Raw genomic sequence first — 24940 nt, forward strand, 5'->3', positions numbered from 1 at the left:
TTAATAGTTTTCCATTGATTACCAACGCGTTTCATTACAGATGGTGCGTAAACTGATACAGGCCCAGTAAAATTTGAATCCAGCCTGATATCAAAACAAGGGATTTTGTTTTTTTAACGTAAGAGAAAGTTTCTTATACTGTGCAGGTGGTGAAATGCAAGCACTACAGGCTAATGCGATTGATATTACGTTTAACTTTCTAATCATCATTCACCTACAACATATTTGGAATCAATCATCATGACCGGGGAGGTTCCCCGGTCATGGATGAACAATTACGCTTCTTTGTTCTCTTTGATGTTCCAGCCAGCGCTGCTTTCAGCACCTTTACCACCGGCAGTGGTCTGCTCCCAGTACTGCTGTTTCACTTTCGCAGCCTGGAATGCATAGGTCACGCCAACGGTATCGCCGTTGTCGGCACCGGTGTACTGAACAGAAGTCACGAGAACGTCTTCCAGGGTGATGCGAGTGTATTCAACCTGCTGACCACCCGCTTTGCAGACGGACAGTTCAACTTTGGTCAGGTGTTTACCGCTTGCGCAGTGTTTCAGGATTGCTGTAGTGGATTTGTCGATCAGAGCGTTAACGTGCAGATCGTTAAAGTTCACTTTACCGGCACCGCCGCCACCGCCAACGCTCATATTACCTGGCTGGGACGCGCCCCAGGAGAAGGAGGTAATGTCAGTCCAGCCGGTGTGGTTAGAATCTTTAGATTCGCCCGTAACACCCTCGACCTTCAGAAACATATCAATAGCCATAATATCTACTCTTCGTGGATGAACAATATTGCTTTCGAAAAAGCCCTTATATGGCAAACAGGAAAGCATGGGGCTGAATAAAACCGTCCATATTTTACCTCTGCCTCATATCAAACGACCCGTGTCATTTGACAGTCTTACATTCCCCCTGAATGAACGGAAAGAATGTGAAGTCTTTTACTACTGCGGATTATCCTGAATCCAGGTACGATCAGGATCGCCAATGATGAGCTGCGGAACCAGTTTATTCAGTTCGTCGCTATGATAAAGACGTAGACAATTTAAGGTTACGCCTTTTACATCAGGTTTGCGCTCCGAGTGGAAACCATTAATTTGGTTTTTATACTTTCCAATAATGGCGTTAACTTTGTCAGTACCGTTTTCAGCATCAAACGGTATCCATTCAATAAATGCACTCGCACTGCGGGCCGCATCAGCAGAAAATTGACTGCCTTTATCTGCTACCTGCGCAAGGCAGCGCGCCAGGACAAAATCTTTAACCACCTGCCGGTATGTTTGCTGCTGATAAAAATCAACGTAAGGGTTGTCACCGCGAGCAGAAAAAGATAAGCAAGTGAGCAAAAGAAATACGGTCTTTAAACACCTGAATATAATTATTTTAATTCCCAAAACCAGATTTCCTGACAGTACGGAAAGCAATCGGAGTTACATATAAAAGAATTATTACTCAGAGGCTCGATAAGGTCGATATGACCACCGCCATATCCATCAATTTTATTGAAGAAAACAACACCTTTTCGGCCCAACATTGAGCGTGCACCAGCCTCGCGGTCTTTAAAGCTTTCTGCCTTGCCAAACACATGGGATTTATAAAGCTGATCGGCAAGTAATTTTGCGCCAGGCTCGATTGTTTTTCCCTTATAGGGACCGGTCTTTATGGGTAAACGCCCTGTAAATTCAACATTGCATTTTAACAATGCCAGGCTCATTCTTACCGCACAGGTATTTTCGTATGCCGGTTGTTGCTTGATAATCGTCGAATAATCGTAGCCAATTTCTGAAAAAACCTGTTCACCCGAGGCAAAACCCGCGCGTGTGTGATTTGAAGAGTAATGCTGACGTTTAAGTTGTTCGTATAATGGTCTCATTTGTCACTCTCCTTTTTTGCACGGGCGTAATTCTTTCATGCCGTCAATGATGATTTTTGAAGCGCGCTCCTCGCCTTGCTGTTTCGATAAGTTCGCAAAACGAGAATAGAGAAACTCATGTATTGTATTTGGCAAAAAAGGCCTGCCCTTGCACCATGCAGTGCCCTCAGACGCGTCGACTACGCCGAGAAGATACATATTTGCCTTAATGCGTTCACGTTCATTCGTTTTCGACAGCCAGGCTTTAGCAAAACGCTCTGCACTCAGATTTAAATCGTACCCTGTTAACAGCGTCGGATCGCGTTGGAAGTTTGATGTGTCATCCTGAGGCAATGCTTCCGCTTGAGGGTATTTATAATTTCCGGCGTCCGCGCTTGCCAGAGTAGAAACTGCCAGCAAACTGGTTGCGATCAAAAGTATATATTTCACCGTATATCCTTATTCACTGACAGAAATAAGTTAAGCTTTTACGCACAAATGGCCGGCCCCTGCGGGCCGGCAATTATTATCACGCGTCTTTCGTCTTCAGCGACGGCAGTTTAGAAACCAGGCGCAGGGAAACGGTCAGACCTTCCAGCTGGTAGTGTGGACGCAGGAAGAACTTCGCGGCGTAGTAGCCCGGGTTGTCTTCAATTTCCTGCACCTGCACTTCCGCCGCCGCCAGCGGTTTGCGGGACTTGGTTTCCTGGGAGGAGTTCGCCGGGTCACCGTCGACGTAGTTCATCACCCAGTCGTTCAGCCAGCGTTCCATCTCTTCGCGCTCGCGGAAGGAGCCGATTTTGTCGCGCACGATGCACTTCAGGTAGTGAGCAAAACGACAGCAGGCGAACAGGTAAGGCAGACGGGAGGCCAGGCGCGCGTTAGCGGTGGCATCCGGGTCGTGGTACTCGGCCGGTTTTTGCAGGGACTGCGCGCCGATGAAGGCGGCGAAGTCGGAGTTTTTGCGGTGAACCAGCGGCATAAAGCCGTTTTTCGCCAGTTCCGCTTCACGGCGATCGCTGATGGCGATCTCGGTCGGGCACTTCATGTCCACGCCGCCGTCATCGCTCGGGAAGGTGTGGCACGGCAGGTTTTCCACCGCCCCGCCGGATTCGACGCCGCGAATCGAGGTGCACCAGCCGTACTCTTTAAAGGAGCGGTTGATGTTGGCCGCCATCGCATAGGCCGCGTTCGCCCAGGAGTAGCTGTTGTGGTTCGCGCCGTCGGTCTGCTCTTCAAAATCAAAGCTGTCGACCGGGTTGGTGCGAATGCCGTACGGCAGGCGCGACAGGAAGCGCGGCATCACCAGGCCCAGATAGCGGGCATCTTCCGATTCACGCAGTGAACGCCAGGCGGCGTATTCGGTGTTCTGGAAGATTTTGGTCAGATCGCGCGGGTTAGCCAGTTCCTGCCAGGACTCCATCTGCATCACGCCCGGTGCGGTACCGGTGATGAACGGACAGTGGGCCGCGGAGCCAATGCGCGCCATCTCGCCCAGCAGCTCAACGTCCTGCGGGCTGTGGTCGAAGTAGTAGTCGCCCACGATGCAGCCAAACGGCTCGCCACCGAATTGGCCGTACTCCTGCTCGTAGATTTTTTTGAAGATCGGGCTCTGGTCCCAGCCCACGCCCTTGTAGCGCTTCAGGGTGCGGCCCAGCTCCTGCTTGGAGATGCTCATGAAGCGGATCTTCAGCATCTCGTCGGTTTCGGTATTGTTCACCAGGTAGCTCAGGCCGCGCCAGGCGCTTTCCAGCTTCTGGAACTCCTCGTGGTGAATGATCTGGTTCACCTGCTGCGAAAGCTGCTCGTCAATACCGGCAATCAGGTTCTGAATGGTGCGGTAGGTATCGTTTGAGAAGGTCACGGTGTTTTCCAGCGCCTGCTGCGCCAGGGTTTTAACCGCGCTTTCTACGGCAGAGCGCGCCTGATCGGTTTTAGGACGGAACTCTTTATTCAGCAGCGCGCTGAACTCGTCCTGGCTGAATGCCTGGCCCGCCTGCTGATCGTGTTGTTGAGTCTGGTTGCTCATCGATTATTCCTCGCTACCTTTCGCACTTTCGTCATTTTTCGGCAACTGGCTCAGGGATTTGAGCAGCGTCGGATCCTGAAGGATTTTTGCAATAAGCTCTTCCGCGCCGTTTTTGCCGTCCATGTAGGTCAGCAGGTTAGAGAGCTGGGTGCGGGCTTCCAGCAGCTTGTTCAGCGGCTCTACTTTACGGGCCACCGCGTCCGGCAGGAAGTCGTCCATGCTGTCAAAGGTCAGATCGACGTTGAGCTTACCTTCGCCGGTCAGGGTGTTATCCACCTGGAACGCCACGCGCGGCTTCAGCGCCTTCATGCGTTCGTCGAAGTTGTCGATGTCGATTTCCAGGAATTTACGCTCGTCGACGGCTGGCAGGTTTTCCACCGGCTTGCCAACCAGATCGGCCATAACGCCCATCACAAACGGCAGCTGAATTTTGCGTTCTGCACCGTAGATCTCTACGTCGTATTCGATCTGCACGCGGGGAGCACGGTTGCGTGCGATGAATTTCTGTCCACTGTTACTCATTGCCATGATGTTCTCCATCAAAGATGCGCGGTGAAGGTGAAACGGCAGACTCCATGCCTGTCGTCATAATGCCAGGACGCGTCATTCGCGGCGTCCAAAGATGTTTTCCAGTTGGTTAACGCCGTCTGGCGCCAGGTCGCGAATAATGTCCATAAAGTTGAGTTCAGACAGCCGCTGCACCCGTTCAATCATCAGCGGTGCGGGATGGCTGGGTTCGTACTGCGCAAAGTACTGTTTCGCTTTTTCCAGCATTAGCTGCGCGTCGGCGCGGCTGGTCACCTGCACGCTGCGCCAGTCGGTGACCGGCTGAACGGGCTGCGCTGCCGCAGGCTGCGGCTCAGCGTGCTGTTCAGCCTGCGCGTCACGGTTCGGCAGCAGCTTACTGATGTCGGTCACCTGACACGCGCTGGCGACCAGCCCGACGGTTTTCAGCAGCTGTTCCATCTCCGGTACGCCACTTTCCCCGAGATAGCCGGTAAGCAGTTCGCGGATGGCCAGCAGGCGTTCGTTGATCACGATTACCGCTTCGGTGCCGGGCTGATCGCCCCGGGCCAGCTCATCGATCAGTCGTGGACGCCCGCCCGGATAATCCGGACACTCGGTTTTACTGCCGTCAAGCAGCGCCTGGGCGTCACGGAGCGAAATCTCATCGCCGTTTGAGCGGAGCAGTGAGGCGTTACGTACCGCGACCGTCAGGTCAGATTTATCACTCAGCCCGGCGAGGGCGTTGATGCGGTAGAACGGATCGGTTTCGCCATACTCTTCCAGCAGCGGGTAAAGCTGCTCCCAGTAACGGGACAGGGCTTCCTGCACCAGCAGTAGCCCGTCGGCGTAACCTGCCAGCCCGCGACGACGTGTCCAGGCATGGGTTAACGCCAGCATGACGCGAAGATCTTTGGTGCGTCCCAGTAGGCTGGTGGCGAGTTTTTCCACCGTGTTCCAGTCGGCAGGCTCTGCCGGAATGATGGTGTCGCCAAACTGCTGCTCGGCTTTGCCCTGACTGGCCTGCCCCATGGCCTGGAAATCAGCGTCGTACTCCAGGTTTTCACCGCAGGGGTTGTCGGGGCTTATCGGCGCGAGAAATTCATCGATATTCATAAGATCCCTGCTTATTCAAACATAGGCGGGTAAAGACCGTGGCGGCCCGGACGGGCGCCGCCTGCCGGATCGAACAGCAGCGTAAAGAGCTGCCCGGTGAAGTTTCCGCTGTGGACGTGGGTGTACAGCGGATAGCCGTCGCAGCGGTTTGTCCACCAGTAGCTGGTCTGGCGCAGCGGATCAAAACACTCCGCCGCCTGCGGCCAGCCCAGCGTGCTCTGACCCTCGTCGTCATAGCCAATCACGTCGAGAATGTCGGAGCGCTTTTGCGGCTCAACCGGCTGGGGCGCCGGGATGGTCATCAGCATTTCATCCAGCTGGGAGGCAGAATAGCTGTTACGCACCGCGTGCAGCCCCAGACGACCAAGCTGCTGGTACCAGCTCTCAGCCTGCCCGAGCAGGCGGGATGACCACTCGGCGGGAGTGAAACTCAGTTGCAGGCATACCGGATAGTGGCGGCCTACGCTGTCACGGCCCGGCAGCAGGCAGCCCATCTGAATCATCTGGCTACCGAGCATCGGCGGGACGACAAAGTTCCACACCGGGGCTTTAGAAAACGGGCGCTCGCCGCTGCGCTGCTCTTCCTGTTGCCAGGCCAGCAGGCCGACCTGGAACCAGTGCGACCACTGGCGTTGCAGGGTATCCGGAAAGCGACGCTGCAAAAAATCTCCGGCGCTGGGTAATTTGCCATACCAGCTATATCGGTTCATCGCAGGGGTATTCGTCATACGGCTGTCCTTGCGGTTATGGGCATGAGAAACGGGGAAGCTGGAACGGATTGCGGATGCTGTTCGGGGCAAACTCCAGCGTGACCTGATGTCCGTCGACGTTGAACGTGGCCTGACGGCTCAGGCTACCCGCGCCAGGGCTGGTGCGCGCCTTGTCGAAAAAGCGGTTGAGCGCCCAGGAACCGTTGGTCACCAGCGTTGCGGTGCTGCCATTGGCCAGACCGAGCTGCATACGCACCTGGTTCGTCCCGCCCGGCCCCGGCCAGGTCATGATCTGCACCGCCTGCGGACCGTGGCTGTAGCGCAGCAGTTGGCCGTCCACGTCCAGCGTCAGGTTCAGAATGGTGTTGTCCATCCGCACGGTGCGCACCGTGACCTTAAAGGATGGCGTGGTCGCGCCATTGGCGAAAAAGGCATCGCGGACAGACTGCGCCTGCTGGAACGGACGCAGCAGCCCTTCACTGCCCGGCAGCGTTTTACCGTCGATGCCCGGCATAAAGCGCCAGTTCGCCTGGGTGGTGTCCACCTTGTTGGTCAGGTTGTCGCGGAAAAAGGTGTCCATCAGTCCGGTGCCCGGCGCGAACATGCGGGCGAGATCGTCCGGCGTCACTTCGGTGCTGGCGCTACGCACCAGCGGGTAACGCCCGGCAATCGCCTGACGGCAGAACCCGCCCACTTCCACGTTGATGCGCTTACGCACGTTCTCCAGATCGCGACGCTGGGTATCGCTGCTGGCGCCCACGGCCATATTACTGAACATGGTTTGCAGCCCGCCCGGCAGACGGCCCGCGCTGGCTTGCAGGCGGCTGATGGCATCGCCGCCCGGCGCGGGCATACCGCTGTTTGCTGCATCCTGAACGGCTGTCAGGTAGCGATAAAGCTCGTCAACCTGCTTGAGAAAATCATCAAAGACGATGGTCTTACCGCCCTTCTCCAGCGGCTGCGCCAGCTCAATCATCGGCGCATAGTGGTCGGTCACCAGTTGCTCAGGCGCCTGCGTCACAACCGCGCCCTGCGTCGGGACATTGTCACCGTTGCTGAACAGCGCTTCCAGCGTACGGGTGGCGCGGTTGCTTTGGTCTTCCGCTTTCTGCGCATCTTCCGGGGCAGGCGCAGTGCGCGACAGGGTCAGCACCTTGCTCAGGTTAAGTACCAGACGGCGCAGCGGCGAGTTGGTGCCTGAAAGCAGGCGCGCGGTGTTGATGCGCTGGGAAAGATCGGCGCTGTTGTTGAGCTGTATGTCCGCGAGAAAGCGATCCCAGTTGACGATAAAGTCGCGCATGTAGAGCTGGCGCACGGCGTTATCGATCTGCTGTTTATCTTCCTGGGCAGCGGTTGCTCCCAGCACCCAGGCATCATCTTCGTGCAGGGCGGTGGTCACGCTGTCGATCTGGTCGTTAAAACTCTTCCAGTAGCCGTCCGGCGTATAGAGCCCCGGCACGCCCTCACTCACCGGCTTGCCGCTCTTACGGGAAAACACCAGCTCGCTCTGCGAGCCGCCGAGATCTGAAAGCGAAACCGGCTTCAGGTTCTCATCATGCTCCAGCAGACGTTTCAGGCGGCCATATACGCGGGTGGAGAGCGGCTGCTGGTTGATGAGCGCCCTTTCACGGGCCACCAGATCCTCATCCTGCGCATACGGTGAAGCCTGAATTTTTGGCTCCAGCAACTGGGTCAGGTGCCATTCCAGCTCCTGAAGCTGCGCCTGCGTCACGTTCTGCGGCAGGTTGCGTTGCAGGTTGAGCATTACCCACGAGTGCAGGAATTTGCCGTCATAGTGCTTCGGCTGGTAGAGCATCTGATAGGCTTTCAGCGCCTCATAGCTATACTCCACATCGCTGCCGTTGTCGTTGCGCAGCCAGGTGGTAATGTGCATCGCCACAGCAGGCAGCAGCATCTGATCCAGCGCCTTCTGATACAGAGACTGCGAGGCATCGCTGACGTCATCCCCGCGATAAAGCCCCATGCGGCGGGAAACCGGCGGGTCGTTAACGTCGAAGGCATCGCTTTTCGGCAGATCCACCAGGCTGTTAAGCAGCGGCAGAAGCGCAAACAGATCGCGCTGGGGCTGGTTTTGCAGCGCCTTGCTCTGCTGCTCCAGCATCGGCACTTTTGCGTCCACTTCTTCCAGATAGGCTTTATTTTTAGCGTAGCTGGTCAGCCACAGGCCACCCAGGATCACCAGCAGAGCCAGCAGCGCCGCGTAGCCGGACCACATCACGGCGCGGTTGCGAAGCTCCCACCAGCGGTTTTCCCCGGCGATACCCGCTTCCTGGAAAATCACGTTTTGCAGCAGGTTCTTAATGAAGAAGCTTTGACCCTTCGCGCCCGGTATCGGCGCCTCTTTGCTCACCGAATCCCAGCGCGTGCTTTCCTCCCCTTCAGGTAAGGAGAGCGCGCGGTTCAGCTCGCCCATCACGCGGTCAAACGGCATCCCTTCCTGGGTGCCGCTGGCGAAGTAGATGCCGCGCGGCGAAAATTCGGTTTCGAAGTTTGAGCGGGCAAAGACCGTGCTCAGGTAGTCTGCCAGCAGCGGACGCAGCGCGGCGAACTCCTGCGGGAAGAGATAGGCTTCCGCACGGGTTTTGGCGTCATGCTCTTTGAGCATGGTTTCCGGAAGGCCAGCATCCAGACGCTGTTGCAGCAGGGAAAATTCCTGCTGGAAGTTGCCCATCAGATCGTAATCGGCGTGTTTGGTCTGCTCCCACGGCAGCGTAAAGCCCCAGATCTGGTCGCGCTGGGCTTTGTCGTAATCCGCAAACCAGGCGCGGAAGCCTTTAAGCAGGTCCGCTTTGGTCACCATCACATAAACCGGGAAGCGAATACCCAGCTGTTCATGCAGCTCGGAGAGACGCTGGCGCAGGTTGACCGCCTGCTGTCGGGAGGCCTCAGCGGACTGCGAAAGCAGGTCGGAAATACTGATAGTAATAATCACGCCGTTGATGGGCTGGCGACGGCGGTATTTACGCAGCAGGTTGATAAATTCCAGCCACTCCCCGGCGTCCTGAACCTGCTCACTCTCCTGAGTGGTATAGCGCCCCGCGGTATCCAGCAGAACCGCCTCGTTGGTAAACCACCAGTCACAGTTGCGCGTGCCGCCAATGCCGCGCAGCGCGGTTTTACCGAAGCGATCCGCCAGCGGGAATTGCAGCCCGGAGTTGGCCAGCGCGGTGGTTTTACCGGAACCCGGCGCGCCAATAATGACGTACCACGGCAGCTGATAGAGGTATTGCGTGCTGAAGCGCTGCGTCCACTGTGCGCCATGTCCCGCTTTGCTGAAGTGGGCTTTTTTCAGCATCTGGGCGGCTTCATCGAAACGCCCGGCAAGGATCTGCTCCTCGCTGTTCAGACGTTTCTGCGGATCGGCCGCCTCCGGGCTGGTGGTATTTTCGTTGAGCTTGTCCATCAGCTTACGGTTCAGCCAGGCGTTATACAGCCGTGGCAGAATATGGCTCTGGGCCCAAATCAGGTAGACCACCGCAATGCTGATGACGCGGTTCTGCTCTGATTCAAGCGGGCGGGTATCTACGATGGACAACAGCGGGCCAATCATCCAGATGACCGCCGCGAGCGCCGTTACGCCCAGGAAGCTCCACAGAATGCGATTGGTCAGTATAGAAAGTAGAGTAGTCAGCATCCTTAGTTTCCTTGCGGCAATCCGTTCAGCTCGGCCTGGGTATTGTCAGGCGACACCAGCAGCGTAATCTCCACGCGGCGGTTACGGGCGCGATTTTCAGGCGTGGTGTTAGGCGCTACCGGGTTGATCTCGCCCCGCCCTTCGGCTTTGACGCGCTCAGGCTGCGAGAGGCTACCCTGGAGCTGTTTTTGCACCGAACGGGCGCGCTCAAGCGAGAGTTCATAGTTGGAGGCGAAGCGTGCGCTGCGGATCGGCACGTTGTCGCTGTACCCCACCACCAGAATTTTGCCGCTGACGTTATTCATCGCCTGGGCGATGCGGTCGATGACCGGCTCATAGCGATCGCGCACCACCGTTGAGGCCGAGGCAAAGAGTCCGTCCCCTTTCAGGATCACCACGCTGCGATCCGCCTCATCCTTAACGGCCACCAGACCGGCATCAATTTCCGGTTTCAGGAAGCCGCGCAGGTTCAGCACTGCCGGCAGCTGACGCGCAGGCTGCTGGATCGTGGTTTCCGGCAGTTGGGACTGGTAAATTTTCGCCAGTACCGGGCTGGTGTTATCACCCAGACGCCAGTTCAGCACGATATAAAACAGGCAGGCGATAAAACCGACCAGCGCCACGCACGCCCAGAGTGGGATCATCGGCCGCCAGAGCTTGCGCAGAACGGGGCGATCTTCCGGGTGCGGCGAGAGCGGCGGCGGGTAGCTGCCGCGCACGCCACGGATCATCTGCCACAGGCGCTGTTTGATGGTTTCAAGCTGGGTCCGGCCATTGTCCAGCACGCGGTAGCGGCCTTCAAAGCCGAGCAGCAGACAGTAGTTGATCATCTCCAGCAGCAGAATGTGTTCGCGCGGATTCTGCGACAGACGCGCCAGCAGCTGGAAAAACTTCTCGCCGCCCCAGGTTTCGTTATGAAACGTCACCAGCAGACCATTGCTTGACCAGACGCCGCTGCTTCCCCAGGGAGTCAGCGCGGCGGCTTCGTCCAGCGCCGTGCAGAGGCAGTAGCGCGCGCCGACAATCACTTCATACGGTAAGCCCGCCTGCTGGCATCGCACCTCGAAACGGCGAATTTCGTCAATCAGGCGCTGGCGCAGCCCGACCTGATCGTCGTGGGAAACCGAATGACGGATTTGCGGAATCGCATTGAGCAGCGGATTGGCGGCCGCCACCAGCTGATTGTTCCCACTGGCTCCGGTAAACACGGCATCACTGCCGGTATCCTGTCGTTCCTGCATATTAAGCGCTCGCTTTATTATTCTGTCGGGCTACGGATGGCCCAGAACTCCATATCGAGACCCGGGAATTCCCCTGCGAGATGCAGCGCGAATGCCCCGGACTTGTCCATCTCGTGCCACAGTTCGCTGCCCCTTTCGAGTTCGAAATAGCTGTAGCCTGCATGCCACGGGATCTGCGGCGGCGCGACGGGCATTGCCCGAAGCATGATGCCCGGCAGCTGAAGCTGAACCAGATCGCGGATTTTCGAGACTGGCGCAACCTTCATCTGGGCAGGAAAATGGGTTTGCAGGTGTTCGCCGGGGACATTGGCTTTTACCGCCAGCACGAAGCCAAATTCGCGGACCATGCTGGTCTCCGGCACGGTGGCGATGTTCAGACCGTGGGAGCGTTCGTGCAGCGGCAGCTGGATGGCATGATCTTCCATCACCAGCGACAGTCCCTGACGCAGCATCAGCATCAGTTTGCTGAAGCAAACGGCGAGATCGTCATGGTCGTATACCGGCAGTATGCTCTCTGCGGTACGCTGCGGCGTCCAGGTGGCGAGCTCCGTGGCAAACGGCAGCCAGCTGCGCCAGAGCGCTTCCGGATGAAGCAGCGGCAGCGTTTTTAAATGTGAGACATCGCCAAGGTGGCGGTTGATCAGCGAGAGAAGCGTGAACTCAACCATCTCAGACGTATTGAAACGCCCCGGCTGACGCAGGCGGCCGCCGATCTGCTGGCTACGCTGCACCAGCAAGCCGTGCAGGTCATTGATCATGCCGTACAGCTGCGGGCTGTTATTGGCGTTCAGCATTGGCGGGATGTAGCTGTTATCCAGCCGCACGTGGTTGTCGTTGCGCTTTTCAGCGACGTACGCCACGCCGATGGCGGTCCATTCTGCCGTCAGATCTTTCTCCAGCATCAGGGTCAGACGCAGGCGGCCAAACTGAACCGTCGCCTCCCCGACCGACATCGCGTTGTCGTCTTCCACCTCTTGTTCAAAGGTAATAAAACGCGCCAGAGAAGACTGCTCCTCGCTGAAAATCACCTCTTCACGGCCACCGCGACGAACCGGCAGCGCAAGCACCACCTTTTCATTGGTGAGATTATCGGGGATTTTTAGCGGAGCCGGACCGTTGCGGTCGCTGCGCACCTGGAAAAAGGTGCCGTCAGGCAGCAAACCGCTACAGTAGCTGAGGGCAATACAGCCCTGGCGAAGCATCGCTTCATCCAGCTCAAGGTCGAGAAAGCCCCAGAGATACGAACGCTGCAAGGCCCCCCACTCACGAACGTGGTTGAGGAGGTAACTTTCTGTCCGCTGAAAATGGTGGGGACGCAGGAACATGCCCTCGGTCCAGACGACCTTTTCTGCTTTCGTCATGATGATCTCTTTCCTGTTATGAAGGGCGTTACTGGCTGATGACCCGGATACCATTTACGTCAAGGAAGACGCTGGCCTGGAGTTCATCTGCGGACCATTTCCAGAACTGGTAAATCGCGTTTTCGCCGGGAACAGGCAAAGGAAGTGAGACGCGCCATTTTTTGCCGTCCAGCGCCTGGTATTCCGCCATCACGCCGATATAACGCGCTTCCGGTGAGCTTTGCCCGCTCAGGGTTTTCGAAAGCTGGCCCGGCATCAGGAAGAACACATCGCTGTTCAGCAGATTCGCGCCAAGCGTGGCTGACGCGTTGTTCTGTAAGGAGTAGAAGTCACTGGACATGAAATCCGCATCGGATTTCAGCAGCAACACTCTGACCTTAAGCGGCGCAGAATCATTGATTTGAGGATGAGCCTGAAACTGAAGATTGTAGCGGGAGGGGTCGCTGTGTGAAGACGACGTACAACCACCGATCAGCGCGAAAATCAACGCAAAAAAAGGGAACCACATCCGATGAAAATTTTTATTATTCATAAAAATATGCTCGTGAAACCCGTTTAGTTCAGGATCCAGGTACCGTTCGCGCTGTCTTTGCAGGCTTTGCTGTTGCCATCGACATCAACACAGGTGGTTTTCTTACGCGCTTTCGGGCGCAGTGCCTGTTTACGCACGGTGGCTTCGTACTGGTCAGCCTTGATCACGGCACGCATCGGCACATAACCAATCAGCTGTTCACTCCCTTCATCGGCCAGCGCCATCCAGAAATGTTCAACCTGCCCCAGCACGACGTAAGTTTTGCCGGTCTCAAGCGTACGGATCACTTTTCCACCGTAGTCAGGACGGCTCATCAGGGATGCCGGGTACATGGCACGATACGGTTCATTCACTTGAGTGAACTCCGCCGGAGGGGTAACAGCGTGACGGTGCGTCAGCGTGATGCCATTCACCTGGCTGGTCACAATCGTATCATCGGTGATCGCTGGTTTTTGCGGCGCCTTACAGCCCGCCACCGCCATAACAAACAGAAGTGATAACAATACACGCAGTTTCATATGCTTTTCCGTAGCGATATTTAGAGGATGAAGAGAGGGGGATAAAATTTGACTTAGGTGCTATTGTTAAAATAGTCGGGATATTTTCAGCAGGTAACTATTTTAAGGCATAGCTACCGCACGAACCCAACAGAAATGGGCCCAGCATGCTCCTGACATATTTTGACAAACGGTAGACAAGTTTACATGAGCTTGTCATCAATTCAATATTTCTTGCCTGCTTAATGGCGTTTAATGATACGCCCAATGCATTATAGGATTAATCTCATAAAAAATGCGCACTTAGCTGAAATCGTCTTTTTCTTAGACGAATTTCTAGCGTAACTGTATGAAAATTAATGGCTAAAAAGGCAAAAGAGAACCACTATCATTAACGTAACCCCTTATTATCGCCACTACCATAATTAGTAGAATTTCATTTTTTCTGTGCGCTGTGGGATATATCTGGGATATTTTCATTGTTGCATCTGGAAGATAACTTTTATTGGGTGCGTGCATCCCGCATTAACAAATGACGGTAAAGAAAATGGCAGGGATTTAATTTTGCGATCCGAAATAACCTACTCGAAATTATCCTCCGAGGTTATTTTTTGAGCCTTAATAATTAAGCATGGCTACATCTTTTTGTTCTCTTATTGTTCAGAACACTTCATTGCAGCCCATAAACTGGGGGTTTCAGCGGCAGTAACAGTAAACCTAACGCAAAAAGTTTTACCGTTACTACATATTTCTTTTACTTCTTTCCAACATCTGCCGTTCCACGCTTTCACCCGGCACGCCTCATTTGTCTCTGCGACGGTGTTTGTCTGCCGCTTGACTTATTTTGTGATAAAGGTACTTTTCAGGACATGAAGAAGATCCTGATTATCGTACCTGACGGTGGCATGTTGTTTGAGGCTGCCGGTATCGCCGACATTCTGATGCAGGCCAACCGGCTGCACCCGGACGGCCTGGCGCAGCCCCGCTACTGCATCATTATCGCCACCACCCAGCCTCACCTGGTGATCCACGGCCAGTCCGGCTTAAACCTGCTGGCGGACTATCGCCTGCCGGAGCTGGATCCGCGCGAGCCGCTGGATACGATCATCATTACCGGTCGTGGCATGAATGAACAGGAAAGCACCGCGGTGGTGGACTGGCTGCACCTGGCCGCGCCGCATGCGCGCCGCGTCGCCTCTGTCTGCGGCGGGGCCCTGCTGCTGGCACAGGCCGGACTGCTCGATGGGCGCCGGGCGACGACCCACTGGCGGCTGCTGGAAACTCTGAAAACCCGCTATCCTGCGGTCAACGTTGAGGGCGGCCCGCTCTATGTTCAGGATGGCCCCGTCTGGACGTCCGGCGGCGTCAGTTCCGGGTTTGATCTGACGCTGGCGCTGGTGGAGGATGATTACGGCTTCACCCTCGCCCGCAACGTGGCGCAGGATATGGTGATGTACCTGCGTCGGCCTGGCGGCCAGCTACAGTTCAGCCGCTATAAACTGGAGCAGTCCGGCGCGACCGGACCGGTTAGCGAACTGCAAAGCTGGATCCTGCAAAACCTCACCGCAGATTTGTGCGTCGAAAGGCTGGCCGAACGGGTCGCCATGAGTCCGCGCAATTTCACCCGTGTGTTCACGCGTGACGTCGGTGTACCTCCGGCCCGTTATGTCACCGAAGCGCGCCTGGCCGCCGCACGACAGCTTCTGGAGCAGACCTCGTATCCGCTTGAGGTCATTGCCGAAAAAAGCGGGTTTGGGACCAGCATCAACCTGCGCCGCGTTTTTGAAAAGCAGCTTCATCTCACGCCGGGCGAATATCGCCAGCGCTTCCACTGCCGCAGAATGGCGTAATCTGATCCTTTTTTGTCATTTACGCCATCCGACCTGACGCCTAAAGTCACTCCAGACAACACAGATAAGGAGTGCATCATGGTTAAGGTCGGTATTAACGGTTTCGGCCGTATCGGACGTAATGTTCTTCGCGCGGCGCTGGGCAACCCGGATCTCCAGATTGTGGCCATTAACGATCTGACGGACAGTAGAACCCTCGCCCATCTGCTGAAATATGACTCTCTGCTCGGCACGCTGCCGGTGCCCGTTGAAGCGGCGGACGGCGCGCTACAGGTTGACGGGCAACGCATCACCGTATTCAGTGAACGCGACCCGGCAAACATTGCGTGGAAAGACGCGGGCGTTGAGGTGGTAATCGAAGCCACCGGCTTCTTCACCGAACGTGAAAAAGCAGCGGTGCATATCACGAGCGGCGGCGCAAAACGCGTCATTATTTCCGCCCCGGCTAAAAATGATGATCTGACGGTGGTAATGGGCGTGAACCACACGCTGTACGATCCGGCCCAGCATTTTGTAGTCAGCAACGGGAGTTGCACCACTAATGGTCTGGCGCCAGCGGCGCAGGTGCTGCACCAGCAATTTGGCATTGAACACGGGCTGATGAACACCACGCATGCCTACACCAACAGCCAGGCGCTGCATGACCAGCCGGAAAAAGATCTGCGCGGCGCGCGCGCGGCAGCATTATCCATTGTGCCTTACTCCAGCGGCGCGGCAAAAGCGCTCGGGAAAGTGATCCCCGAACTTGACGGCAAACTCACCGGATATTCCCTGCGCGTACCGGTTCCGGTGGTGTCGATTGTCGATCTGACGGTGACGCTGAGCCGCAACGTGACCGCCGAAGAGGTGAATGACGCGTTCCGTCAGGCCGCCGTCAGCGGGCCGCTGAAAGGCATCCTGGGCTACAGCGATGAACCGCTGGTCTCCCGTGATTATCAGGGCGACCCGCGCTCATCCATCATCGACGGGCTTTCAACGCTGGTGATTGGCGGGAATATGGTGAAGATCCTGTCGTGGTATGACAACGAATGGGGCTTCTCGAACCGTCTGGTGGATCTGGCGGTGCTTATGGATAAAAAAGGGTTGTAGGGCTTAAGCCGGGTGGCTTGAAGCTTACCCGGCCATTCCGTGATGTGGTTAAAAATTAAGTAATCCACCCCCGGTGTTGTGAAAGCGCACCCGAATTATCTGGTTATGTGAAAAATGGGATATTCAACACGCGAAGTTAACGATATTCGTCTAAGGTTTTCAGGTAATTGACAACAGCGGTCACGCTGCTCAGTGAAGACAGGAGACGAACCGATGATAAGACCTCGCGCACGACGCCCCGCTTTTTTACCCCTTGCGTTGGCAGGCGCACTACTCGGTGTTACCGCATTTGGTTATGCTGAAGACCAGCCAACGAGCCAGCAAAGCTCACCTGATATTCTTCTTGGCCCCCTCTTTAATGACGTACAGAGCGCCAAACTGTTCCCGGATCAGAAAACCTTCGCGGATGCCGTTCCCAAAAGCGACCCGCTAATGATCCTGGCGGATTACCGGATGCAGCATACCCAGACCGGTTTTGACCTGCGCCACTTCGTGGAGATGAACTTTATCCTGCCGAAGGAGGGTGAGAAATATGTTCCCCCTGAGGGCCAGAGCCTGCGCGAACACATAGACGATCTGTGGCCTGTTCTGACCCGCACCACCGACAAAGCGAACAAATGGGACTCCCTCCTGCCTCTGCCAAAACCCTATGTCGTGCCGGGAGGACGCTTCCGCGAAGTCTATTACTGGGACAGCTATTTCACCATGCTGGGGCTGGCCGAGAGCGGCCACTGGGATAAGATCGGCGACATGGTGGACAACTTCGCTTACGAGCTTGATACCTGGGGCCATATCCCTAACGGTAACCGCACCTACTACCTGAGCCGCTCTCAGCCGCCGTTCTTCTCGCTGATGGTGGAATTGCTGGCCACGCATGACAGCGACGCGTTAAAGAAATACCGTCCGCAGATGGAAAAAGAGTATGCCTACTGGATGGAGGGGGCTGATGGGCTCCAGCCTGGTCAGGCGAACAAACGCGTGGTGAAGCTGGATGACGGCGCGATCCTCAACCGCTACTGGGACGATCGGGACACGCCGCGCCCTGAGTCGTGGCTGGATGACGTCACCACCGCCAAAAATAACCCTAACCGTCCGGCCACCGAGATCTATCGCGATCTGCGCTCTGCCGCGGCCTCGGGCTGGGATTTCAGCTCCCGCTGGATGGACGATCCTCAGAAGCTGGATACCATCCGCACCACCAGCATCGTGCCGGTGGATCTGAATGCGCTGATGTTTAAGATGGAAAAACTGCTGGCCCGTGCCAGCCAGGAAGACGGGGATACCGCCAGCGCAAGTAAATATGACGCGCTGGCCTCCGCGCGTCAGAAAGCCATAGAGAGCCACCTGTGGAACGATAAAGAGGGCTGGTATGCGGATTACGATCTGAAAACCAGGAAGGTGCGTAATCAGCTGACTGCCGCGGCCCTCTTCCCGCTGTATGTGAAGGCCGCATCACAGGATCGCGCCGATAAAGTGGCCGCAGCCGCATCGTCGCGCCTGCTGAAACCGGGCGGTATTTCTACCACCACCATCAACAGCGGGCAGCAGTGGGATGCGCCGAACGGCTGGGCGCCGTTGCAGTGGGTAGCGGTGGAAGGGTTGCAGAACTATGGTCAGCAGAAAGTGGCGATGGACGTGACCTGGCGTTTCCTGAAAAACGTTCAGCATACCTACGATCGCGAGAAGAAACTGGTTGAGAAGTACGATGTCTCTTCGACCGGTACCGGCGGTGGCGGCGGTGAGTATCCGTTGCAGGACGGTTTCGGCTGGAGTAACGGCGTGACGCTCAGGATGCTGGACATGGTCTGCCCGAAAGAGAAGCCATGCGACACCGTACCGGAGAATCAGCCTGCGGCAAACGATGATGTTGCACCTGCGAAACAGGCGGCGCAGTAGCGCCCCTCACCCTGACCCTCTCCCCAAAGGGGCGAGGGTCAGGTTCCGTGCAATAAAGTGACCCGCTAGCGCCACCGGGCTTTTTTCAGAAGCTGTAACTCGCCCCGACCTGGAAGGTGCGGTCGCGGCCTATCCAGCAGTTGGTCGCGTCATAGCAGGTGAGCGTCTCTTTGTTGGTGACGTTCTGCGCGCTCGCTTTCAGCGTCAGCCCCTCCAGCGATGGCGCCAGTTCACCCATGCGGTAAGATGCCGCCAGATCGTACTGCGTCGTACCGCCCAGCTTGCCTGCGTCGTTGGCTGGCGAGATCTCCATCGGCCCGGTGTAGCGTGCGCCTCCCCCCAGCGTTACCCCTCTCAGCGGCGTGCTGTCGAAGGTGTAATCGCCCCACAGATTAAAGGCGTTCTCAGGGACCTGCGTCGGTCGTTTGCCCTGGTACTTGTCATCTTCGGTATTGATGGCGTGGGTGTAGGCATAGTTGGCAATCAGCGTCAGGTTATCCGTTGGACGACTCATAGCGGAAAGCTCCGCGCCTTTCGATTCCACTTCCCCGGTCTGGCGATAGTTGAGGAAGCCCGGATCGCTGGTCACCACATTTTTCTGACGAATGTTAAACACCGAGGCGGTGAAGGTGGTTGCGTATTCCGCCAGCAGGTATTTCACCCCACCCTCCACCTGCTTGCTGGTGGTGGGCTTAACGTCTTTCGCGGTCAGCGTGCCCTGCGGCGATACTGGGGCGAACCCTTCTGAATAGCTGATAAACGGCGAGAGTCCATTGTCGAAGGCATAAAGCGCGCCCAGTCGTTTGGTGAGGCGATCCTGCGATACCCAGGCTTTGTCACCGTTTTGCAGATAGTTAGTGGTGACGGAACGGTAGTCGTCATAGCGCAGGCTGGCCAGCATGTTCAGCCCGCCAAACGCAATCTGATCCTGGAGGTAATAGCCATTCTGCTGATAGCTGAGTCGGTTTTTCTGCGCGGTTTCAAGCCCCAGCGCATCGTTATCGATCTGCGAGTGATCCGGATGACGCATATCGATACCCGGGGTGGATGAGGCGTAACGATAATGGAAGTGAGAGTTCAGCTTCTGGTAGTCAAAGCCCGCCAGCAGATGATGTTTCCAGTCCCCCAGCGCGACGGTTCGGGTGACCTGGTTATCAATATTGAAGCTCTGCAAATCTTCATCCGTGGTATAGGCGAAGCGGTTAAGCTGGTAGACCTCGCTGCCCGTCCCGGTGGAATAGGCGCTGCGCTGGTGGGTGTCCACGTCAAAGTAGCGCGCTTTCTGGTTAAAGCCCCAGCCACTGTCAAACTCATGCTCAAAGCTGTATCCCAGCATCCACTGGCGCTGCTTAAAGCCGCTCCACTCATCCCCGGCATAGTCACGACGATCGGCGTATTTAGACCGCAGATAGCTTAGCGGCATCGGATCAGACGGCGTCAGGCTCGGCGTATTTTGCGCCAGCGCGTCAATGGTCAGGCGCGTTTTGTCATCAGGCTGCCAGGTCACGGAGGGGGCCACCAGATAGTTTTCATAGCGCGTGGTGTGCGCCTGTTCGTCACTTTCCGTCGCTTTGCCCAGCAGGCGATAGTTCCAGTCGCTGTTCGCGATCTGCCCCGTGGAGTCCAGGTATCCCTCCTTCAGATTGCGGTTTCCGGTATTAAAGCCCAGTTCCGTTTTCGCCTCTTTCTGCGGCTTTTTACTCTGAATATTGACCAGCCCGCCCGGTGAGCCGCCGCCATACAGCACGGATGACGGCCCCTTCAGGATATCGACGCTCTCAATCAGCAGCGGATCGATTCGCGCTTTGGTGTTCCCGGTGACGTTATAGGGAAGTTGCAGGCCGTTGTAGAACTCCTGATCGACGTTGAACCCGCGGATTTTGTACTCGCTCATGTAAGAGGTGCTCCCGCGCACCTCCGTGGAAACGCCCGGCGCATAGCGCAGGATCTCGTTTACCGAACTGGCGTGCCGCTGCTCAATCTCTTTAGCGGCAATGGTGTTGATCACCTGCGGCGTTTTACTTTCCGCGACGGCTGATTTCGTGGCGCTGTTGGTCCAGGCAGGAAGCGCGCTGCCCTGCTCTGTGCCTGTCACCACGATGGTGGATTCTTCTGCGAAAGCCTGTGTTTGCAATGCCAGCGTGACGGCGCCTGCCAACGCGCATAACGCAAAACGTGAAGTGCTCATAGTGTCGTCTTGTTATTAGATGGTATTGGGAACGGCAATTATTATCATTTCCATTAGCAAATCAATATCGGCGGAGAAAAACAGATCGTTTGTATTAAGTTTCATGCCCGCGTGCCGATAACCCAGAGACAGTCTGTCATCTATCGAGGAGCCATCTGGCGTGAGTAGCTACAGTGAGCAGTTCCTGAAACAAAATCCGCTGGCTGTATTAGGGGTGTTACGCGACCTGAAAAAAGGCGAGGTGCCGCTGCGCATCAACTGGTCAACCAGCCAGTTTATCAGCAAGATCCTGGACGTGACGGCAGAGCACCTGATCGTCGATCTGGGTAGCCAGAGCGATGAAAACCGTGCCGCGCTACAGGCAGAGAATCTCTCGGTGATGGCCGAAACGCAGGGGGCGAAAGTCGAGTTTGTGCTGCCTCGTCTGACCACGATCGCGTACCAGGGTTTGCCTGCGTTTATCGCTCCCCTGCCCGCTAACCTCTGGTTCGTGCAACGCCGGGAGTTTTTTCGCATCAGCGCTCCGCTTCACCCGGCCTATTTCTGTAAGGCAAAAATGCCGGACAAAAAAGAGATTCGCTTTCGTCTCTTCGACCTGTCACTGGGCGGGATGGGCGCGTTAATGGATACGCCGAAGCCGGAAGGGCTGGTGGAAGGTATGCGTTTTAGTCAGATTGAGCTGGATATGGGCGGATGGGGACGCTTCTGGTTTGACGCCCAGCTGATTGCCATCAGCGAGCGCAAGGTGGTGGACGGCAAAAACGAAACCATTACCACGCCGCGACTGAGCTTTCGCTTTCTGAATGTCGGGCCAGGCGCCGAACGCGAACTACAGCGCATCATCTTCTCACTGGAGCGTGAAGCGCGGGAACGCGCGAATAAAGTGCGCTGATAGGCGTCGGGCAGCGTGCTGCCGCCCGACAAAGGCGTTACATAGCGTCCATCGCTTTCTGGACTTTCCAGATATAACGTGGAGCCTGTGCTGACGGATGATTCTTCACAACGTGCTCGAAGAATTCATCTTTATCCATATCGTTAATCTCTTCTATCGCCTCTTTGCGATCGGATGAGAAGGTTCGGAGCAGCGCGCCGGCTCCGTTAACGTACGACACCACCAGTGCATATTGCATCACTTCCGGATCGTCAATCCCCTTCAGAATGCCATGCTCGAGAATGCTCAGGTAAGCGGTTCCCATAGAGATATTACGCTCCGGGTTTTTCAGCTCGCTGGTGGATGGCTGTCCCTTCCAGCCCATGTAGCGATAGACCTCTCTTCCCGCCGTCGAGGCTTTTAACTGCATCAGCCCCACCGCATTCGATTTACTCACCAGCGTCGGGTTGCCGCCGGACTCCACGGCAATGATCGCCGTGATCAGACGCGGGCTCACGCCCCAGGCCTTTCCGGCTTGTTCGCTGATCGGCATCCACTGCATGGCCCGCTTTACCGGCACTTCAGGGTTCCAGGGGGGATTTTGATAATCATGTTTTGAACTACAGCCAGCGAGCAGCACAATCAAAAAAGCAAACCATCTCAATTTCACGTCATCTATCCTTATAGCCGGTCATCGCGGTACGTCGCCCCTTGAAGCAGGCGGCGTATAAGCGGCATGATATAGACAATTAGATTCTCATTCAGCAAGGAATTGCCATGCCTCAGTTTCATCTCATCGCACCGTCAGGCTACTGCATCAATCAGGAGGCGGCACAGCGGGGCGTTCAACGCCTGCTGGAAATGGGCCATCAGGTAGAAAATCAGACAATTATCCCCCGCCGCATGCAGCGTTTTGCCGGTACGGAGGCGCAGAGACTGAGCGATATCAACAGCCTGGCGACGCTGGAAGGTGAAAACACCATTGTGCTGGCCGTGCGCGGCGGCTATGGCGCAAGCCGGCTGCTGGATAGCATCGACTGGGCCGGGCTGGCCGCGCGCCAGCAGCAGGATCCGCTGTTAATCTGCGGACACAGCGATTTCACGGCGATCCAGCTCGGCCTGCTGGCGTTGCATAACGTCATTACCTTTAGCGGCCCGATGCTGGCCGGTAACTTTGGCGCGCCGGAGCTGGATGCGTTTACGCAGGACCATTTCTGGCGCGCCCTGCAAAACCCGACGTTCACCATCGAGTGGCAAGGCAATGGACCGCACTGGGAATGTGAAGGACAGCTGTGGGGCGGCAACCTCGCGATGCTGGTGTCGCTAATTGGTACGCCGTGGTTGCCGCAGATCACGGATGGCATACTGGTGCTGGAAGATATCAATGAACACCCGTTCCGTGTCGAACGCATGCTGTTGCAGCTGTATCACGCCGGGATCCTGGATCGGCAGTCGGCCATTGTGCTGGGCAGTTTTAGCGGTTCAGCCCCCAACGATTACGATGCAGGCTATTCCCTGGAAACGATGATTGATTTCATTCGTTCCCGCCTGGATATCCCGGTGATCGCTGGCCTGGATTTCGGGCATGAGCAGCAAACCGTTACGCTGCCGCTGGGCGCCCGGGCGCACCTTGTACACGATAATTCAGGCAGTCGGTTAACAATCAGCGGTCATCCGGTCTTAAAGGCATAAAAAAGCCGTTATTCCCCCTCAATAATACGCAGTTACCGTTGTTAATATGTTAGGGTTTTAATAACAGCGTTCACATTGAGGTGGGAGTAAGACGACATTGGGTGCCACAGCGATAATCAGTCTTTTCATTCTGGGTTCCATCCTGGTAACCTTCAGCATTTTATTAAGTTCATTTTCATCGCGCCTTGGCATACCTATTCTTGTCATTTTCCTGGCTATCGGCATGCTGGCGGGAGTCGACGGAATCGGCGGTATCCCCTTCGATAATTACCCTTTCGCCTATATGGTGAGTAACCTCGCGCTGGCGGTCATCCTGCTGGACGGCGGTATGCGCACCCAGGCAAGTTCGTTTCGCGTTGCCTTAGGCCCGGCGCTGTCTCTGGCGACCGTCGGCGTCCTGATCACCTCCGGCCTGACCGGTATGATGGCGGCCTGGCTGTTTAACCTCGATATTATGGAAGGCCTGCTGATTGGCGCGATCGTCGGCTCGACCGATGCGGCAGCGGTTTTCTCGCTGCTCGGCGGCAAGGGGCTGAACGAACGTGTTGGCTCCACGCTGGAGATTGAATCCGGCAGTAACGATCCGATGGCGGTGTTCCTGACCATCACTCTGATTGAGATGATCCAGCAGCACGAAACCGGCCTGAGCTGGATGTTCGCCTGGCACATCCTCCAGCAGTTTGGCCTGGGGATTATCATTGGTCTCGGCGGCGGTTACCTGTTACAGCAGACGATCAACCGTATTACGCTGCCTTCCGGCCTTTACCCGCTGCTGGCCCTGAGCGGCGGGATCCTGATCTTTGCCGTCACCACCGCGCTGGACGGCAGCGGTATTCTGGCGGTTTACCTTTGCGGTTTCCTGTTGGGCAACCGACCGATTCGCAACCGTCACGCCATTTTGCAGAACTTCGACGGTCTGGCCTGGCTGGCGCAGATTGCCATGTTCCTGGTGCTGGGCCTGCTGGTGACGCCGTCGGACCTGCTGCCTATCGCCGTACCGGCGCTGCTTTTGTCGGCCTGGATGATCTTCTTCGCCCGTCCGCTGTCGGTGTTTGCCGGGCTGCTACCGTTCCGCGGGTTTAACCTGCGTGAGCGGATATTTATCAGTTGGGTGGGTCTGCGCGGCGCGGTGCCGATTATTCTGGCAGTGTTCCCGATGATGGCCGGGCTGGACAACGCCCGCCTGTTCTTCAACGTCGCCTTCTTCGTGGTGCTGGTGTCGCTGCTGTTCCAGGGGACGTCGCTGGGCTGGGCGGCGAAAAAAGCCAAAGTGGTGGTACCGCCCATTGGCTGGCCGGTCTCCCGCGTGGGGCTGGATATTCACCCTGAGAATCCCTGGGAACAGTTTGTCTACCAGCTAAGCGCCGATAAGTGGTGCGTGGGCGCGTCCCTGCGCGATCTGCATATGCCCGCTGAAACGCGCATTGCCGCCCTGTTCCGGGATAACGCCCTGCTTCACCCGACCGGCAGCACGCGGCTGCGTGAGAACGATATTCTCTGCGTGATTGGCCGCGAGCGCGACCTGCCTGCCCTCGGCAAGCTGTTCAGCCAGTCGCCCCCGGTGGCGCTGGATCAGCGTTTCTTCGGCGATTTTATCCTCGAAGCCAGCGCCCGCTTTGCGGATGTGGCGCTGATTTATGGCCTGGAAGGTGGACTGGAGAATCGCGATAACCAGCAAACACTGGGTGAAATTATTCAGCAATTATTAGGGGCTGCGCCGGTCGTCGGTGACCAGGTGGAGTTTGCCGGGATGATCTGGACGGTAGCCGAGAAAGAAGATAATGCGGTGCGCAAAGTCGGCGTAAGGCCGATGGAGGAAGAGGCGGAGTAGCTGCTTTTTTGCCGGGTGGCGATAACGCTTAC

Annotated in this window: 20 protein-coding genes and 2 pseudogenes; 6 read left to right on the plus strand and 16 right to left on the minus strand. The window is 56.5% G+C overall.

The window, feature by feature from the left end; translation table 11 throughout:
- Positions 1–275: 275 nt before the first annotated feature.
- The 13 genes from ACOTX1_RS12935 to ACOTX1_RS12995 all read right to left on the minus strand — a co-directional run bounded on the left by ACOTX1_RS12935 (position 276) and on the right by ACOTX1_RS12995 (position 13512).
- Positions 276–758: an Hcp family type VI secretion system effector gene (locus ACOTX1_RS12935; protein WP_014884229.1), complete on the minus strand. Its 483-nt coding sequence runs from the start codon at positions 756–758 to the stop codon at positions 276–278.
- A 180-nt stretch (positions 759–938) separates the two neighbouring features.
- A complete protein-coding gene (locus tag ACOTX1_RS12940; protein WP_022651413.1) occupies positions 939–1388 on the minus strand; it encodes a T6SS amidase immunity protein Tai4 family protein in 450 nt (149 codons plus the stop codon).
- Positions 1373–1867: a T6SS effector amidase Tae4 family protein gene (locus tag ACOTX1_RS12945; protein WP_023314311.1), complete on the minus strand. Its 495-nt coding sequence runs from the start codon at positions 1865–1867 to the stop codon at positions 1373–1375. The genes ACOTX1_RS12940 and ACOTX1_RS12945 overlap by 16 nt, the downstream gene beginning before the upstream one ends.
- A gap of 3 nt (positions 1868–1870) precedes the next feature.
- The gene (locus tag ACOTX1_RS12950; RefSeq protein ID WP_023314312.1) at positions 1871–2296 is read right to left on the minus strand and encodes a Rap1a/Tai family immunity protein; all 426 of its coding nucleotides are present in this window, start codon (positions 2294–2296) and stop codon (positions 1871–1873) included.
- 79 nt (positions 2297–2375) lie between these two features.
- Entirely contained in the window at positions 2376–3875 is a 1500-nt protein-coding gene (gene tssC / locus ACOTX1_RS12955; RefSeq protein WP_006810956.1) for a type VI secretion system contractile sheath large subunit, read from the minus strand.
- 3 nt (positions 3876–3878) lie between these two features.
- On the minus strand, positions 3879–4403 hold the full coding sequence (tssB, locus tag ACOTX1_RS12960; RefSeq protein WP_008502644.1) for a type VI secretion system contractile sheath small subunit: 525 nt from the start codon (positions 4401–4403) through the stop codon (positions 3879–3881).
- 75 nt (positions 4404–4478) lie between these two features.
- Complete coding sequence (gene tssA / locus ACOTX1_RS12965) at positions 4479–5495, minus strand: type VI secretion system protein TssA (protein WP_003859964.1); 1017 nt, start codon at positions 5493–5495, stop codon at positions 4479–4481.
- A gap of 11 nt (positions 5496–5506) precedes the next feature.
- Positions 5507–6223 carry a type VI secretion system-associated protein TagF gene (gene tagF, locus ACOTX1_RS12970; RefSeq protein WP_006810959.1) on the minus strand — a complete coding sequence of 239 codons (717 nt, stop codon included), beginning with the start codon at positions 6221–6223 and terminating at the stop codon, positions 5507–5509.
- Positions 6224–6239: 16 nt separating this feature from the next.
- Positions 6240–9860 (minus strand): type VI secretion system membrane subunit TssM, encoded by a 3621-nt coding sequence (tssM, locus tag ACOTX1_RS12975; protein ID WP_032667437.1) that lies wholly within the window; start codon positions 9858–9860, stop codon positions 6240–6242.
- A gap of 2 nt (positions 9861–9862) precedes the next feature.
- A complete protein-coding gene (locus tag ACOTX1_RS12980) occupies positions 9863–11101 on the minus strand; it encodes a DotU family type VI secretion system protein (protein WP_003859963.1) in 1239 nt (412 codons plus the stop codon).
- 17 nt (positions 11102–11118) lie between these two features.
- Positions 11119–12462, minus strand: coding sequence for a type VI secretion system baseplate subunit TssK (tssK, locus tag ACOTX1_RS12985; protein ID WP_022651416.1), 1344 nt, complete (start codon positions 12460–12462; stop codon positions 11119–11121).
- A 28-nt stretch (positions 12463–12490) separates the two neighbouring features.
- Positions 12491–12994, minus strand: a complete 504-nt coding sequence (tssJ, locus tag ACOTX1_RS12990) for a type VI secretion system lipoprotein TssJ (protein ID WP_015570327.1) — start codon at positions 12992–12994, stop codon at positions 12491–12493.
- 23 nt (positions 12995–13017) lie between these two features.
- Entirely contained in the window at positions 13018–13512 is a 495-nt protein-coding gene (locus ACOTX1_RS12995; protein WP_006810964.1) for a hypothetical protein, read from the minus strand.
- An 848-nt stretch (positions 13513–14360) separates the two neighbouring features.
- On the opposite strand from ACOTX1_RS12995, the gene ACOTX1_RS13000 reads away from it, so the two are divergent.
- From ACOTX1_RS13000 to ACOTX1_RS13010, 3 genes are all read left to right on the plus strand, one after another.
- Positions 14361–15341, plus strand: a complete 981-nt coding sequence (locus ACOTX1_RS13000; protein WP_023314314.1) for a GlxA family transcriptional regulator — start codon at positions 14361–14363, stop codon at positions 15339–15341.
- A gap of 78 nt (positions 15342–15419) precedes the next feature.
- Positions 15420–16430, plus strand: coding sequence for a type I glyceraldehyde-3-phosphate dehydrogenase (gene gap, locus ACOTX1_RS13005; RefSeq protein WP_023314315.1), 1011 nt, complete (start codon positions 15420–15422; stop codon positions 16428–16430).
- A gap of 213 nt (positions 16431–16643) precedes the next feature.
- Positions 16644–18326, plus strand: coding sequence for an alpha,alpha-trehalase (locus ACOTX1_RS13010; RefSeq protein WP_023314316.1), 1683 nt, complete (start codon positions 16644–16646; stop codon positions 18324–18326).
- A gap of 85 nt (positions 18327–18411) precedes the next feature.
- Here ACOTX1_RS13010 and ACOTX1_RS13015 read toward each other — a convergent pair whose 3' ends face one another.
- Positions 18412–20514 carry a TonB-dependent siderophore receptor gene (locus ACOTX1_RS13015; protein ID WP_023314317.1) on the minus strand — a complete coding sequence of 701 codons (2103 nt, stop codon included), beginning with the start codon at positions 20512–20514 and terminating at the stop codon, positions 18412–18414.
- A gap of 160 nt (positions 20515–20674) precedes the next feature.
- On the opposite strand from ACOTX1_RS13015, the gene ycgR reads away from it, so the two are divergent.
- Positions 20675–21406 (plus strand): flagellar brake protein YcgR, encoded by a 732-nt coding sequence (ycgR, locus tag ACOTX1_RS13020; protein ID WP_023314318.1) that lies wholly within the window; start codon positions 20675–20677, stop codon positions 21404–21406.
- Positions 21407–21443: 37 nt separating this feature from the next.
- On the opposite strand, the gene emtA is transcribed toward ycgR, so the two are convergent.
- Positions 21444–22055, minus strand: a complete 612-nt coding sequence (gene emtA, locus ACOTX1_RS13025) for a membrane-bound lytic murein transglycosylase EmtA (RefSeq protein ID WP_017384310.1) — start codon at positions 22053–22055, stop codon at positions 21444–21446.
- Between the two features lie 107 nt (positions 22056–22162).
- Between emtA and ldcA the strand changes: the two genes are divergently transcribed.
- Together ldcA and ACOTX1_RS13035 are read left to right on the plus strand one after the other, a co-directional pair.
- Positions 22163–23077: a muramoyltetrapeptide carboxypeptidase gene (gene ldcA / locus ACOTX1_RS13030; RefSeq protein ID WP_023314319.1), complete on the plus strand. Its 915-nt coding sequence runs from the start codon at positions 22163–22165 to the stop codon at positions 23075–23077.
- 97 nt (positions 23078–23174) lie between these two features.
- Positions 23175–24842: pseudogene (locus tag ACOTX1_RS13035) on the plus strand (potassium/proton antiporter); the annotation flags it as partial.
- Here ACOTX1_RS13035 and ACOTX1_RS13040 read toward each other — a convergent pair.
- Positions 24795–24899, minus strand: a pseudogene (locus tag ACOTX1_RS13040) (hypothetical protein); the annotation flags it as partial. The pseudogenes ACOTX1_RS13035 and ACOTX1_RS13040 overlap by 48 nt on opposite strands.
- Between the last annotated feature and the right edge of the window lie 41 nt (positions 24900–24940).

The organism is Enterobacter cloacae complex sp. IR5401, assembly GCF_049238425.1.
In the GTDB taxonomy this organism is placed as follows: Bacteria; Pseudomonadota; Gammaproteobacteria; order Enterobacterales; family Enterobacteriaceae; genus Enterobacter; species Enterobacter hormaechei_C.

Excerpts from the sequence above, each read along its gene's own strand:
- ACOTX1_RS12935 (WP_014884229.1), bottom strand. The coding sequence starts at position 758 with ATGGCTATTGATATGTTTCTGAAGGTCGAGGGTGTTACGGGCGAATCT.
- ACOTX1_RS12945 (WP_023314311.1), bottom strand. The coding sequence starts at position 1,867 with ATGAGACCATTATACGAACAACTTAAACGTCAGCATTACTCTTCAAAT.
- tssC (WP_006810956.1), bottom strand. The coding sequence starts at position 3,875 with ATGAGCAACCAGACTCAACAACACGATCAGCAGGCGGGCCAGGCATTC.
- tssB (WP_008502644.1), bottom strand. The coding sequence starts at position 4,403 with ATGGCAATGAGTAACAGTGGACAGAAATTCATCGCACGCAACCGTGCT.
- tssA (WP_003859964.1), bottom strand. The coding sequence starts at position 5,495 with ATGAATATCGATGAATTTCTCGCGCCGATAAGCCCCGACAACCCCTGC.
- tagF (WP_006810959.1), bottom strand. The coding sequence starts at position 6,223 with ATGACGAATACCCCTGCGATGAACCGATATAGCTGGTATGGCAAATTA.
- tssM (WP_032667437.1), bottom strand. The coding sequence starts at position 9,860 with ATGCTGACTACTCTACTTTCTATACTGACCAATCGCATTCTGTGGAGC.
- ACOTX1_RS12980 (WP_003859963.1), bottom strand. The coding sequence starts at position 11,101 with ATGCAGGAACGACAGGATACCGGCAGTGATGCCGTGTTTACCGGAGCC.
- tssK (WP_022651416.1), bottom strand. The coding sequence starts at position 12,462 with ATGACGAAAGCAGAAAAGGTCGTCTGGACCGAGGGCATGTTCCTGCGT.
- tssJ (WP_015570327.1), bottom strand. The coding sequence starts at position 12,994 with ATGAATAATAAAAATTTTCATCGGATGTGGTTCCCTTTTTTTGCGTTG.
- ACOTX1_RS12995 (WP_006810964.1), bottom strand. The coding sequence starts at position 13,512 with ATGAAACTGCGTGTATTGTTATCACTTCTGTTTGTTATGGCGGTGGCG.
- ACOTX1_RS13000 (WP_023314314.1), top strand. The coding sequence starts at position 14,361 with ATGAAGAAGATCCTGATTATCGTACCTGACGGTGGCATGTTGTTTGAG.
- gap (WP_023314315.1), top strand. The coding sequence starts at position 15,420 with ATGGTTAAGGTCGGTATTAACGGTTTCGGCCGTATCGGACGTAATGTT.
- ACOTX1_RS13010 (WP_023314316.1), top strand. The coding sequence starts at position 16,644 with ATGATAAGACCTCGCGCACGACGCCCCGCTTTTTTACCCCTTGCGTTG.
- ACOTX1_RS13015 (WP_023314317.1), bottom strand. The coding sequence starts at position 20,514 with ATGAGCACTTCACGTTTTGCGTTATGCGCGTTGGCAGGCGCCGTCACG.
- ldcA (WP_023314319.1), top strand. The coding sequence starts at position 22,163 with ATGCCTCAGTTTCATCTCATCGCACCGTCAGGCTACTGCATCAATCAG.